We start from the raw sequence: 12,849 nt of genomic DNA, 5'->3' as shown, positions 1-12,849 counted from the left end.
GCCAAATGACCCGAGCGAGCCAGGCCATGTCTTCCGTATCGATCCCTGCGGTCCGTCCAGATGCCGATGTCGTGCGCGCGCGCTTGCAGGGTCGCCGCCGCCGCGTCAACCTGTACGCACTGACCGCCTCGCTGGTGGCGATGGGCTTCGGCCTGTTCTGGCTGGCGTGGATCCTTTGGACCACGGTCACGCTGGGCGTCGGCGGGCTGTCGCTGGACCTGTTCACGCAGATGACGCCGGCCCCCAATACAGCCGGCGGCGGCCTCGCCAATGCGATCTTCGGCAGCTTCGTGATGGTCGGCATGGCCACGCTGTTCGGCACGCCGCTGGGCATCCTGGCCGGCATCTACCTGGCCGAGTACGGCAAGAGCTCGCCGCTGGCCAGCTTTATCCGCTTTATCAACGACATCCTGCTGTCGGCGCCGTCGATCGTGATCGGCCTGTTCGTCTACGCGCTGGTGGTGACACGCATGGGACACTTCTCGGGCTGGGCCGGCATCTGCGCGCTGGCGCTGCTGCAGGTGCCGATCGTGGTGCGCACCACCGAGAACATGCTGAACCTGGTGCCCAACGCGCTGCGCGAGGCCGCCTTCGCCCTGGGCACGCCCAAGTGGAAGATGGTGCTGTCGATCACGGTGAAGTCATCCTATGCGGGAATTGTGACTGGCGTATTGCTGGCGGTGGCCCGTATCGCCGGCGAAACCGCGCCGCTGCTGTTCACCGCGCTGTCCAACCAGTTCTGGACCACCGACCTGAACAAGCCCATGGCCAACCTGCCGGTGACGATCTTCCGCTTCGCCATGAGCCCGTTCACCGAATGGCAGCAACTGGCGTGGGCGGGTGTGTTCCTGATTACGATCGGCGTGCTGGCCCTGAATATCCTGGCGCGCATCCTGTTCAAGAAATAAGCGGCGCGCCCGTCAGCCGGACCGCCCCAAGACTGCAAGCGAGAAAACGCAATGACCTCCACCGTCATCGACATTCCCGATTCGGTTCGCGCCAAGATCGACGTGCGCAACCTGAACTTCTACTACGGCCAGTTCCATGCCCTGAAGGACATCAACATGTCGATCCCGGACCGCAAGGTCACGGCCTTCATCGGCCCGTCGGGGTGCGGCAAGTCGACGCTGCTGCGTACCTTCAACAAGATGTACGCGCTCTATCCCGAGCAGCGCGCCGAGGGCGAGATCAACATGGACGGCGACAACCTGCTGACCGCCAAGCAGGACATCGCACTGCTGCGCGCCAAGGTCGGCATGGTGTTCCAGAAGCCGACGCCGTTCCCGATGTCGATCTATGACAACATCGCCTTCGGCGTGCGCCTGTTCGAGAAGCTCTCGCGTTCCGAAATGGACGACCGCGTCGAGTGGGCGCTGACCAAGGCGGCGCTGTGGAACGAGGCCAAGGACAAGCTGCACCAGTCGGGCTACGGGCTCTCCGGCGGCCAGCAGCAGCGCCTGTGCATCGCGCGCGGCATCGCCATCCGCCCCGAGGTGCTGCTGCTGGACGAGCCATGCTCCGCGCTCGACCCGATTTCCACCGGCCGCATCGAAGAGCTGATCGCGGAACTGAAGGACGAGTACACCGTGGTGATCGTCACCCACAACATGCAGCAGGCGGCGCGCTGCTCGGACTACACCGCCTACATGTACCTGGGCGAACTGATCGAGTTCGGCGAGACCGAGAAGATCTTCATCAAGCCGCACCGCAAGGAAACGGAAGACTACATTACCGGCCGCTTCGGCTGACGTACAGGACAGGGACTAGCATATCCATAAGCGCCCAGGAGAATCCCATGACTGACAAGCACCTGTCGACCCAGTTCGACGCAGACCTCAACGCCATCAACACCAAGCTGCTGCAGATGGGCGGGCTGGTGGAGTCGCAGATCGGGCTGGCCATGCGCGCGCTCACCGACTTCGACGCCGACATCGCCGACCAGGTGATCGCCCGGGAGATCCAGCTCAATGCGCTGGAAGTCGAGATCGATGCCGATTGCGGCAACATCATCGCCCGGCGCCAGCCGACCGCGCGCGACCTGCGGCTGGTGATGGCGATTTCCAAGACCATCACCAACCTGGAGCGCGCCGGCGACGAGGCGGAGAAGATCGCCAAGCGCACCAAGCACATCATGGAAGATGCGTCGGCGCACAGCATCAACTACGCCGAGGTCAAGCTCTCGGGCGAGATGGCGATCGCGCTGCTGCGCCAGGCGCTCGACGCCTTCGCCCGCCTGGACACGGCCGCGGCGGCGCGCATCGTCAAGGACGACAAGGCCATCGACGAGGAATTCCGCGGCTTCGTGCGCAAGCTGATCACGTACATGATGGAAGACCCGCGCACGATCTCGGTCGCGCTGGACTTCCTGTTCATCGCCAAGGCCGTGGAGCGCATCGGCGATCACGCCAAGAACATCGCGGAATTTATCATTTACATTGTCAAGGGGACGGACGTCCGCCATGTCTCGCGCGAGGACATGGAGCGCGAAGCGCTGAGCTGAGTACATCCGCCCACGGAGAACCATACACATGCCTAGCAGTATTCTCGTTGTCGAAGACGAACCGGCGATTGCCGAACTGATCGCCGTGAACCTGCAGCACGCGGGGCATTATCCGATCCGGGCCTATAACGCCGAGCAGGCGCTGTCGCTGATGAGCGATGTGCTGCCCGACCTGGTGCTGCTCGACTGGATGCTCCCTGGCAAGTCAGGCGCGAACTTCGCCAAGGAGTTGCGCGCCAACGACCGCACCCGCCAGATTCCCATCATCATGCTGACCGCCCGTGGCGAAGAGCAGGACAAGGTGATGGGGCTGGAGGCCGGTGCCGACGACTATGTCACCAAGCCGTTCTCGCCCAAGGAGTTGCTGGCGCGGATCAAGGCCGTGCTGCGCCGCCGCGCCCCGCAGCTGACCGACGACGTGGTGGCAATCAACGGCCTGCGGCTGGACCCGGCCACGCACCGCGTCACCGGCCAGGACGAGAGCGGCCCGATCAAGCTGGACCTGGGGCCCACCGAGTTTCGCCTGCTGCACTTCCTGATGACGCATCCCGAGCGCGTGCACAGCCGCTCGCAACTGCTCGACCAGGTCTGGGGCGACCACGTCTTTGTCGAGGAACGCACGGTCGACGTCCACATCAAGCGCCTGCGCGCCGCGCTCACGCCTGGCGGCTACAGCAACATGATTGAAACCGTGCGTGGCAGCGGCTACCGGCTGGCGCGCACCCCTGGCGCCTGAGCCGTCGCACGGGGCTCGAGCCGCTGGCAGGGCGCGGCGAAATCGTGGCACACTCCGTCGCAACCCTGCAGCCAGCCGATTCTCCCGATACCGAGGCTGGCTGCGAGCCTGAACCCTGCGCATGAATGTCATCTGGGCCCGTTCCGCGGCCATCCTGATCAGCCTGCTGGTGCTGTCCGCCGGCGTCTACCTGGTCGCCGGTCCGGTGCCGGCGCTGGCGCTGGCCTGCGTTGCGCTGCTCGGGCTGCTGTTCTACTACCTGTACCAGATCAACCGGCTGTGGAGGGTCCTGGACGCTCCCGTCTACGGCGAGATCCCGAGCGCGCTCGGCCTGTGGGGCGAGGTGTATTACCGCCTGCACCGGCTGGTCAAGCGCTGGCGCACCCAGGTGCTGCAGGTGGAGCAGCAGCACACGCGCTTTATCCAGGCCATCCAGGCCTCGCCCAACGGCGTGCTGATGCTCGATGACGCCGACCAGATCGAGTGGTGCAACGACGTCGCCGAGCAGCATTTCGGCCTGAACGCGCGGCGCGACGTGCGCCAGCGCATTACGCACCTGATTCGCCGGCCCGAGTTCGTCCACTACCTGACGCGCCAGCAGTTCGACGACCCGCTGGTGATGCGCGACATGGGCGAGCACAAGCACAGCGTGATCGCGGTGCAGATCCTGCCGTATGGCGACAACCGCAAGCTGGTGATCACGCAGGACATCACCAAGCTGGAAAACACCGAGGCGATGCGGCGCGACTTCGTCGCCAATGTCTCGCACGAGCTGAAGACTCCGCTGACCGTGATGACCGGCTTCCTCGAGACCGTGCGCGACCTGCCGGTGTCGGAGGAGGACCGGCGCCGCTACATCGACATGATGCTGACGCAGTCGGTGCGCATGCAGAGCATCGTCGAAGACCTGCTGGCGCTGGCCAAGCTGGAAAGCGACGCGCAGCCGCCGGGCCATGAGGCGGTGCCGATCCGCGCCATGGTGGCGCACCTGATGCACGACGCCGAGGCGCTGTCGCAGGGCCGGCACCAGGTCGCGGCCGAGATCGACCCGACCGTGGGCATGCGCGGCGCCGAGACCGAACTGATGTCGGCGCTGGGCAACCTGGTGTCGAACGCGGTGCGCTACACGCCGGAGGGCGGTCGCATCACCATGCGGCTGGCCTGGGAAGACGGCCACGCGGTGTTTTCAGTGTCCGATACCGGCCTGGGCATCGCGGCCGAGCATATTCCCCGGCTGACCGAGCGCTTCTACCGCGTCGACCGCAGCCGCTCGCGCGATACCGGCGGCACCGGGCTGGGCCTGGCCATCGTCAAGCACGTGCTGTCGCGCCACCATGCGGAGCTGCGCGTCACCAGCGAAGAGGGCCGGGGCAGCGTGTTCCGCGTGGTGTTTCCGCTGGAGCGCAGCGTGCGTTCTGCCGCCGAAAGCGCCGACAGCCCGGTGCCGGGCGTGGGACCGACCGTCGCGCCGCAGGCGCCGGACAGTTCCCGGCGCGCAGCCTGATCAGAAAGAAAAGCCCCGCCGCGGCGGGGCTTTTCTTTGCCTGCGCTGCGCTCAGGGCATGCCGCCAAACATCACCAGCAGATCATTCTGGCTGACATGCGGATGCTTGGAGCGTGTCTCCTTGCGCATGTAATTGCCGTCCGACTGCATGATCCACGCGGAGGCATTGTCGCGCAGATGGACCTGCAGGCTTTCCTTGATGACGCGCGCCTTGAGCGCCTTGTCCAGCACCGGGAACGCGACTTCCACGCGGCGAAACAGGTTGCGGTCCATCCAGTCGGCGCTGGAGAGGTAGAGCACCTCGTCGCCGGCGGCATGGAAGTAATAGACGCGGTGGTGTTCGAGAAAGCGCCCGATGATCGAGCGCACCGAGATGTTCTCGGACATGCCCGGCACGCCCGGCATCAGCGCGCACACGCCGCGCACGATCAGGTCGATCTGGACGCCGGCGCGCGAGGCCTTGTACAACTCGTCGATGATCGACGGTTCCAGCAGCGCGTTCATCTTGGCGATGATGCGCGCCGGCTTGCCCGCGCGCGCGTTGCGGGCCTCGGCGCGGATATGGTCGACCAGGTTGCTCTGCATCGTGAACGGCGACTGCCACAGGTGGTTCAGCCGGATCGTGCCGGCGGTGCCGGTCAGCAGCTGGAACACATGGTGCACGTCTTCGCAGATGGCCTCGTCGGCGGTCAATAGCCCGAAGTCGGTATAGAGTCGGGCCGTGCGCGGATGGTAGTTGCCGGTGCCCAGATGGGCGTAGCGGCGCAGCTTGACCTGCTTGGCCTTGGGTCCGGTAGGCTCGCGCCGCACGATCAGCAGCATCTTGGCGTGGCACTTGTGCCCGACCACGCCGTAGATCACGTGCGCGCCGGCGGACTCGAGCCGCTCGGCCCAGTTGATATTGGTTTCCTCGTCGAAGCGCGCCAGCAGTTCCACCACCACCGTCACTTCCTTGCCGTTGCGCGCGGCGGTCATCAGTGCTTCCATCACCAGCGATTCGTTGCCGGTGCGGTAGACCGTCTGCTTGATCGCGACCACGTTGGGGTCGGCCGCGGCCAGCTGCAACAGGTCGAGTACCGAGCTGAAGCTCTCGTACGGATGGTGCAGCAGCACGTCCTGCTGGCGCATCACGTCGAACATCGACGCGCCGCCGGCGAAGGCCTTGACCGGCGCCGGCACATACGGCGGGAACTTGAGCGCAGGCCGGTCGACCATGTCGGGGATCTGCATCAGCCGCACCAGGTTCACCGGCCCGGAGACGCGATACAAGTCCTGTTCGGCAAGCCCCGATTCCAGCAGCAGCCGGCGCGCCAGCGGCGCCGGCGTATCCGACGAGATTTCCAGCCGCACCGTATCGCCGAAATGGCGCGCGGGCAGTTCGCCCTGCAGCGCTTCGCGCAGGTCAGTGATGTCGTCTTCCGAAACGAACAGGTCCGAGTTGCGCGTGACGCGGAACTGGTAGCAGCCATGCACGGTAATGGCAGGGAACAGCTCGTGCACGAATCCCTGCATGAACGACGACAGCATGACAAAGCCGTACGGATAGCCCGACAGCTTCTCCGGCATCTTGACCACGCGCGGCAGCGCGCGCGGCGCCTGCACGATGGCGAGATCGGCGTCGCGCCCGAAGGCGTCCTTGCCGGACAGTTCGACCACGAAGTTCAGGCTCTTGTTGAGCACGCGTGGGAAGGGGTGAGCCGGGTCCAGCGCGATGGGGGTCAGCACCGGCGCCAGTTCGCGCTGGAAGAACTCGCGCGCCCATTCGCGCTGGGCGTCGGTCCAGGTGGTGGTCAGGTGGAAAAAGACCCCTTCTTTTTCAAGTAGTGGAAAAATGGTGTTCTGCAGCATGTCATACTGCGAGGCCACAAGCCGTTGCGTGCGCTCGGTGACAAGCTGGTAGGTCTGCTGGAAGGAAAGACCATCCGGCGTCAGGCCCGAGGCAGTGTCGCGCATCTGTTCCTTCAGGCCCGCCATGCGGATTTCAAAGAACTCGTCCAGGTTGCTGGACACGATGCAGATGAACTTGAGCCGTTCCAGCAGCGGGACTTTCGGGTCCGCGGCTTGCGCCAGCACGCGGGCATTGAATTCCAGGATGCCCAGTTCGCGATTGAGCAGCGTACTGGACGGAGTCGTCGACATGGTCATGACCTTCTTTTGGTAATGTGGCGACTTTTTCATAGAATCGTGTCACTTTCATGACAGTTTGATTTTGTCATGATGCGGACATGACCACGACATATTTTCTCCGGGCCCGAATCGCGGCAGGCCCAGCCACCAGCGCGACCCTGCCGTGCTACGCAACGCCAATGCGAACCCGCCCTCCGAGCACACGATGAACAACACTCCACGCCTGCTGGCCGCCGTCGACATGGGCTCGAACAGCTTCCGCCTGATGATCGGGCGGGTGGACGAGACCCTGACGGCCAATGGCCCGGCCAGCCAGATCTTCCAGGTGGACGCGCTGCGCGAGCCGGTGCGGCTGGCTGCCGGGCTGACCCCCGACAAATACCTGGACCAGCCCGCGCGCCGGCGTGGCATCGATGCGCTGCGTCGCTTCGGCGACCGCCTGCGCGAATTCGCGCCCGGCCAGGTGCGCGCGGTTGCCACCAATACGCTGCGGGTAGCAAAGAACGCGTCCGAATTCCTGATCGAGGCCGAGGGAGCCCTCGGCTTTCCGATCGAGGTGATCGCCGGGCGCGAGGAGGCGCGGCTGATCTACCTGGGCGCCTCGCACGATGCGCCGGCCTGCCAGGGCAACCGCCTGGTGGTCGATATCGGCGGCGGCTCGACCGAATTCATCATCGGCAATGGCTACCAGTCCAAGCTGATGGAAAGCCTGTATATCGGCTGCGTATCGCACAGCCGCCAGTTCTTTCCCAGCGGCAACGTCGACGACTACGCGATGAAGCAGGCGGAGCTGGCAGCGCGCCGCGAGATCCAGGTGCTGGTGCGCCAGTACCGCGCCGCGGGCTGGGAGCAGGCGGTGGGCTCGTCAGGCACCGCGCGCGCGCTGGCCGAGCTGATCGAGCTCAACGGCATGAACGACAGCAATGCCGAGCACGGCATCACGCGCGAAGGGCTGGAACGGCTCAAGCGCGCGCTGATCAAGGCCGAGAACACCAACCGCGTCAGGCTGACCGGGCTCAAGCCGGATCGCATTCCGGTGCTGCCGGGCGGGCTGTCGATCATGCTGGGCGTGTTCGCCGAACTCGATATCGAGCGCATGGACGTGACCGACGGCGCGCTGCGGCTGGGGGTGCTGTACGACCTGCTCGGGCGCAGCCACCATGAGGACATGCGCACCGTCACGGTGGACCAGTTCATGCGCCGCTATGGTGTGGACCGCGCCCAGGCCAGCCGCGTGCGGCGCACCGCGCAGACGCTGCTGTCACAGTTCCCGGATCCGGCCAATGAGCGGCGCGAGGACAACCTGGCGCTGCTGGGCTGGGCCGCCAGCCTGCATGAGATCGGCATGTCGATCTCGCACAGCGGCTACCACAAGCATTCCGCCTACATCGCCACGCATGCCGACATGCCGGGCTTTTCCAAGACCGACCAGGCGCGGCTGGCGACGCTGCTGCTGGGCCATGCGGGCAAGCTGGGCAAGCTGTCGGGCAGCGGCAAGTTCGTCGACTGGCGCATGCTGTTCAGTCTGCGCCTGGCCTTTGTGCTGTGCCGGCGCCGCTCGGACGTGGCGCTGCCGGACATCCGTGTCACGCAATTGGCCGAAGCGCTGGACGAAGGCTTTACCGTGCGCCTGCCGAAGTCGTGGATCGACGCCAATCCGCTGATCGAATACAGCCTGGCGCAGGAAGCCGACGAATGGCAGCGCATCGGCAAGCGCTACAAGGTGGTCTACGACTGAGCCGGAAGCGGTCTTGCGGCCGCCGATGGGCGGCCGTGACCGGGAAGGGCTGTTTGTTGGGGACGCCGCTCAGGCGGCGTTGTTCAGGCCGAGGAAGTGGCGGGCGTAGCGCGGGTTCATGTCGTTCACGCGCAGCAGCGTGAGGAAGTCCGCCACGTTGAAGTCCGGGTCCCAGGCGGGCTGGCCGCAGATCTTCGCGCCCAGGCGCAGGTAGCCCTTGATCAGCGCGGGCGGCTCGACCGCCAGCTGCTGGTTCAGGTCTTCCACCGGCAGCGGCAGGCGCGGGAACGCGTGGTACTCGATCGGCGCGAGCGAGCGCTCGGTGAACAGACGGTGCAGGCTGGCCGCGTAGTGACCGCCGTCGCTCATCGGCACGCTGGCGCAGCCCAGCATGGATTCGATGCCCCAGCGCTGCAGGTACTCGCCCAGCCCGCCCCACAGGGCCATGATGACGCTGCCGGAGCGGTAGTCGCGGTGCACGCACGAGCGGCCCAGTTCCAGCATCTTGGGGCGCAGGTGCGACAGGCGCACCAGGTCGAATTCCGATTCCGCGTACAGGCAGCCCAGGCGCTTGGCCTGGTGCGGCGGCAGCACGCGGTAGGTGCCGACCACGCGCAGCGTGGCCAGGTCGCGCACGATCAGGTGGTCGCAGTAGCCATCGAACATATCGATGTCGAGTTCAGGCACCGAAGACGTCAGGCGCGCGCCCATTTCCTCGGCAAAGACCTTGTAGCGCAGGCGCTGGGCCTCGACTACTTCATCCTGGTGGCGCGCCCACGCCACGCTGAGAACAGGCGACTCATGTGCCGCTGTATCCGATGGGCGATGAAGACGCCTCCGCGCCGTCTGGCCGCCGAGGCCATTGGGCAGGGAGTCGAAGAGCGGCTGGGTAGGCGTCGGCAGATCTCGCATCAGTATGTCCCTTTGGTGACGAAACTGTTGCGATGCAATGTAGTGAGGGCCGGTGACAATGCCGTGACCCGGCGATGACGGTTGCGTGAACGTCGACGGCCGGGCCGGTCCGGGAAGACTTCAGGGGCATGCCGGGCGGGGCCGCGCCCCGGCCGGTCTCAGAGGAATTCGGGGTTGATGACGGCGCGCAGCACGGTCTGGGCCTCGCTCTCGCGGGTACGGCCGGTCAGCCACCAGACGCCACCCTTGCGCACGCTCCAGTCCATTTCGGCCCCCGCCAGCAGCAGGCTGACGACGCGGCCGATCCAGGGCTGATGCCCTACCACCACAACGTGCTCGGGGCGCTCCGGCCATTCGACCGCGGCGAGCACGGCGCTGACGTCGGCGCCGGGGGCAAGCGCATCGAGGATCTGCGCCTCGCCGGTCAGCGCCGCCGCCGTCTCGCGGGCGCGCACGGCAGGGCTGCACAGGATGCGGGTATCGGCTGGCAGGTGGGCGCGCAGCCATTTGGCCGAGGCCTCGGCCTGCTTGCGGCCGCGGCGGGTCAGCGGCCGCTGCAGGTCGGCATGGCGGCTAAGGCTGAGGGCGTCGGGCAGGTCTTCGGCTTCGGCATGGCGCCACAGGATCAGGTTCATGTCGGACAGGGCAATGAGCTTGCTTCGAGTATGGTGAAGCGGCCCGACCGGCGCAAGCGCGGCGCAAACAAAAGCGGGCTGCCGGTCAAGGCAGCCCGCAAGTGTCTCCGGGCGCGGTGTCAGCGGCGTGACAACGCGTCGGCGCAATACAGCGGCGGCGCCGATGGCAATGCGTTGCCATCGGCGCCGTAGGGAAACTCAGGACTTGTGGCGGAAGTTGATGCGCCCCTTGGTCAGGTCGTAGGGCGACATTTCCAGGGTCACGCGGTCGCCGGCCAGGATGCGGATGCGGTGCTTCTGCATCTTGCCCGAAGCGTATGCCCAGATTTCGACGCCGTTTTCCAGCGTGACACGATAGCGGTTGTCAGGCAGGGCTTCCGACACCACGCCGCCAAATTCAATGAGTTCTTCCTTAGCCAATCTGTCTTCCTTTTCGGCAGCCCGCGAAGGCTGCATGGTTACGTTTTCAAAAAATCCTGTTCGGTTCGCCCGCCACGGCGTCCAACCGCGGCACCTTGCGCCGATATGGCCAATCTCGCCTGAGGCGGTCGGGGGCAGGGCGCGCACGCTGCGGCGGCTGGCGCCCGCATGACCGGTTCAGTCAGCGGCGTCAGCGGTGTCGCCTGCGGGCGCGGATTGCTTGGGCGAAAACCTGGTCGCTGACAGCCGGAGAGGCGGTGTGCTTCGCGGAGCAGGCGGGCAGGTGTACCCGGTGGTTCGCCAGTTCGGTGTCGTCGCGGATGGCCGCGCCGGCGGCTGCAGTTCGCTCGCAGGAGCGCGCTGGTGGGAACGCCCGGTTACAGGGATGCTCGGACACCCCGGGGCTACTGCGACATTGTATCACGTACGCGGATGCAGCATTGCCGGCGCGTCGGTTGCCCCTGCCGGGGATCCGGCGCAATAAAATGGCGATAAGGCCGCAAACCGCGTCGCGGTCCGCTTGGTATTTGTGCCATATGAGCTAGAACTAACGCGTACGGCCGTGCCGGGCCGGATCTCGCAAGGAGACTGCCATGGAACTCCATCTGGAATCGCACCGCTATGTCCGCTGCCGTCCCGACTGGCGCGCCGCGGTGCTGGCGGGGTGATTGCGGGCGCGGTCTACATGGTGCTGGAGCTGCTGACCGCGCGCTTTCTGCTGTACCAGGGCGCCTGGGGCACCGTGAAGATGGTCGCCGCGATCATCCTGGGCCGGGAGGCGCTGTCGGCCGATGCCTTCAACTGGACCATCGTGCTGGCCGCTGGCACGGTGCATTTTGCCTTGTCGATCATCCTGGCGGCGGCGCTGGCGCTGATACTGTCGTCGTTCCGGCTAGATACCAGCCTGGGACTGGCCTCGGTGGTCGGCATCGTGTTCGGCGTGGTGGTCTACCTGGTCAACTTCTATGTGCTTGGTCGCTATATGAACTGGTTCGACGAAGCGCGCGGCTGGGAGAGCCTGTTCGCGCATGCGCTGTTCGGACTGGTCGCGGCCGACGTGTACTGCAACCTGGAGCGGCGGCGCGGCGGGGCCCAGGCGCAACCTTCCGCCTGAACCGTTTAGCCCATCTGGTTGATATGACGATTAACGCGCTCGCACTACGCTAGAGGCAAACCACCCTAGCGCCTGGCGCCTGGCACGTCCGCGCACAGCCACACCGGAGTGCCCATGCGGGTCGCAATCGTCAGTACCGAAACCACCGGGCTCACGCCAGCCGACGAGCCCGTCAGCATCGGCTTGCTGCTGGTCGAGGTGTCGCCGCGCGCCGGCGGCCTGCTGCGCGAAGTGGCGGAGTACTACGGTTCGCAGGAGCCCACCGTGCCGATCAGCGCGGCGGCCACCGATACGCACGGGCTGACCGCCGAGATGCTGCGCGGACGCCGCTTCGACCTCGGCGCCATCCGCGCCATTGTCGATGATGCCGAGGTGCTGGTAGCCCACGGGGCCGCCTTCAACGCCTGGATGCTGGAAAAAGTGCTGCCCGGCATCCAGCACAAGCGCTGGCGCTGCTCGGTGCGGCAGGTGCGCTGGTCCCAGTATTTCCACGCCGCCAACCATAAGCTCGATACGCTGTGCGAGCACCTGCATATCTTCCGTCCCCGGCCGCAGGTGGCGTTGGATGATTGCCTGGCGCTGTCCAAGCTGCTGTTCCGGCCGATCGGCGCCACCCAGCAGGCGACACCGATGGGATTCCTGCTGGCCGAAGCCGATTTCGCGACGAGCGCCGCCCCGCATGCCGGCGGCGCGCCCGCTCCGCCGCCCGCGGCGGCGCCGCCCACGCAGGCCGCCTCTTCATGGATGCCGCAAGTCGAAGCCAGCCAGCATGGCCCCGGGCGGGGTCTGGTCATTGCGGCCGTGATATTGATGCTGTTTGCCGGCGCGGTGATCTGGCCCGACCTGTTCCCGTGGTGATAGGGGTTCGCGAAGTTCGCGTGATGAGAGGGCAGTGCAAGCGCCGCATGCCGCACGGCAGGGCATGGCGCAGCTGCCCGGCGCAAGCGCAGCCGGAAAAGAAAAACGGCCCGGATCTTGCGATCCAGGCCGTTTTTTCCATTACATATTTCTGGTCGGAGCGATAGGATTCGAACCTACGACCCTCTGATCCCAAATCAGATGCGCTACCAGGCTGCGCTACGCTCCGAAGCCGGCCATTGTAGCCGCGCTGGCGCCCCCCGGTCAATGTGCCCGACGCAGGCCGGCCGGAAGGCAGGGTACGG

Annotated in this window: 11 protein-coding genes, 1 tRNA gene and 1 pseudogene; 8 read left to right on the top strand and 5 right to left on the bottom strand. The window is 66.0% G+C overall.

The features are described from left to right. The first annotated feature begins 5 nt into the window (after positions 1-5). The 5 genes from pstA to phoR all read left to right on the top strand — a co-directional run bounded on the left by pstA (position 6) and on the right by phoR (position 4,740). Positions 6-908, top strand: a complete 903-nt coding sequence (gene pstA, locus CBM2586_RS10165) for a phosphate ABC transporter permease PstA (RefSeq protein ID WP_115661757.1) — start codon at positions 6-8, stop codon at positions 906-908. Between the two features lie 51 nt (positions 909-959). After that, positions 960-1,748 carry a phosphate ABC transporter ATP-binding protein PstB gene (pstB, locus tag CBM2586_RS10160; protein WP_115661758.1) on the top strand — a complete coding sequence of 263 codons (789 nt, stop codon included), beginning with the start codon at positions 960-962 and terminating at the stop codon, positions 1,746-1,748. 47 nt (positions 1,749-1,795) lie between these two features. Continuing rightward, positions 1,796-2,500: a phosphate signaling complex protein PhoU gene (gene phoU / locus CBM2586_RS10155; protein WP_115661759.1), complete on the top strand. Its 705-nt coding sequence runs from the start codon at positions 1,796-1,798 to the stop codon at positions 2,498-2,500. A 28-nt stretch (positions 2,501-2,528) separates the two neighbouring features. Next, a complete protein-coding gene (gene phoB / locus CBM2586_RS10150) occupies positions 2,529-3,236 on the top strand; it encodes a phosphate regulon transcriptional regulator PhoB (RefSeq protein ID WP_012353221.1) in 708 nt (235 codons plus the stop codon). 121 nt (positions 3,237-3,357) lie between these two features. Beyond that, on the top strand, positions 3,358-4,740 hold the full coding sequence (gene phoR / locus CBM2586_RS10145; RefSeq protein ID WP_115687389.1) for a phosphate regulon sensor histidine kinase PhoR: 1,383 nt from the start codon (positions 3,358-3,360) through the stop codon (positions 4,738-4,740). Positions 4,741-4,791: 51 nt separating this feature from the next. On the opposite strand, the gene ppk1 is transcribed toward phoR, so the two are convergent. After that, complete coding sequence (ppk1, locus tag CBM2586_RS10140) at positions 4,792-6,918, bottom strand: polyphosphate kinase 1 (RefSeq protein ID WP_115661761.1); 2,127 nt, start codon at positions 6,916-6,918, stop codon at positions 4,792-4,794. 154 nt (positions 6,919-7,072) lie between these two features. On the opposite strand from ppk1, the gene ppx reads away from it, so the two are divergent. Beyond that, on the top strand, positions 7,073-8,605 hold the full coding sequence (gene ppx / locus CBM2586_RS10135; RefSeq protein WP_115687387.1) for an exopolyphosphatase: 1,533 nt from the start codon (positions 7,073-7,075) through the stop codon (positions 8,603-8,605). A gap of 69 nt (positions 8,606-8,674) precedes the next feature. On the opposite strand, the gene CBM2586_RS10130 is transcribed toward ppx, so the two are convergent. The 3 genes from CBM2586_RS10130 to infA all read right to left on the bottom strand — a co-directional run bounded on the left by CBM2586_RS10130 (position 8,675) and on the right by infA (position 10,572). Next, positions 8,675-9,517: a GNAT family N-acetyltransferase gene (locus CBM2586_RS10130; RefSeq protein WP_115661763.1), complete on the bottom strand. Its 843-nt coding sequence runs from the start codon at positions 9,515-9,517 to the stop codon at positions 8,675-8,677. 158 nt (positions 9,518-9,675) lie between these two features. Continuing rightward, positions 9,676-10,152, bottom strand: a complete 477-nt coding sequence (locus tag CBM2586_RS10125; protein ID WP_115661764.1) for a SixA phosphatase family protein — start codon at positions 10,150-10,152, stop codon at positions 9,676-9,678. Between the two features lie 198 nt (positions 10,153-10,350). Next, positions 10,351-10,572 (bottom strand): translation initiation factor IF-1, encoded by a 222-nt coding sequence (infA, locus tag CBM2586_RS10120; RefSeq protein WP_008641674.1) that lies wholly within the window; start codon positions 10,570-10,572, stop codon positions 10,351-10,353. 593 nt (positions 10,573-11,165) lie between these two features. On the opposite strand from infA, the pseudogene CBM2586_RS10115 reads away from it, so the two are divergent. Together CBM2586_RS10115 and CBM2586_RS10110 are read left to right on the top strand one after the other, a co-directional pair. After that, a pseudogene (locus tag CBM2586_RS10115) lies at positions 11,166-11,686 on the top strand (hypothetical protein). 114 nt (positions 11,687-11,800) lie between these two features. After that, positions 11,801-12,544: a DNA polymerase III subunit epsilon gene (locus tag CBM2586_RS10110; RefSeq protein ID WP_115661766.1), complete on the top strand. Its 744-nt coding sequence runs from the start codon at positions 11,801-11,803 to the stop codon at positions 12,542-12,544. 152 nt (positions 12,545-12,696) lie between these two features. Here CBM2586_RS10110 and CBM2586_RS10105 read toward each other — a convergent pair. After that, positions 12,697-12,773: transfer RNA gene (locus CBM2586_RS10105), tRNA-Pro, on the bottom strand. Positions 12,774-12,849 lie beyond the last annotated feature (76 nt).

Origin of the sequence: Cupriavidus taiwanensis (assembly GCF_900250115.1) — a bacterium.
Classification (GTDB): Bacteria; Pseudomonadota; Gammaproteobacteria; order Burkholderiales; family Burkholderiaceae; genus Cupriavidus; species Cupriavidus taiwanensis_B.
The sequence above is the reverse complement of the archived record's forward strand: the minus strand, read 5'-3'. Positions and strand labels throughout refer to the sequence as shown.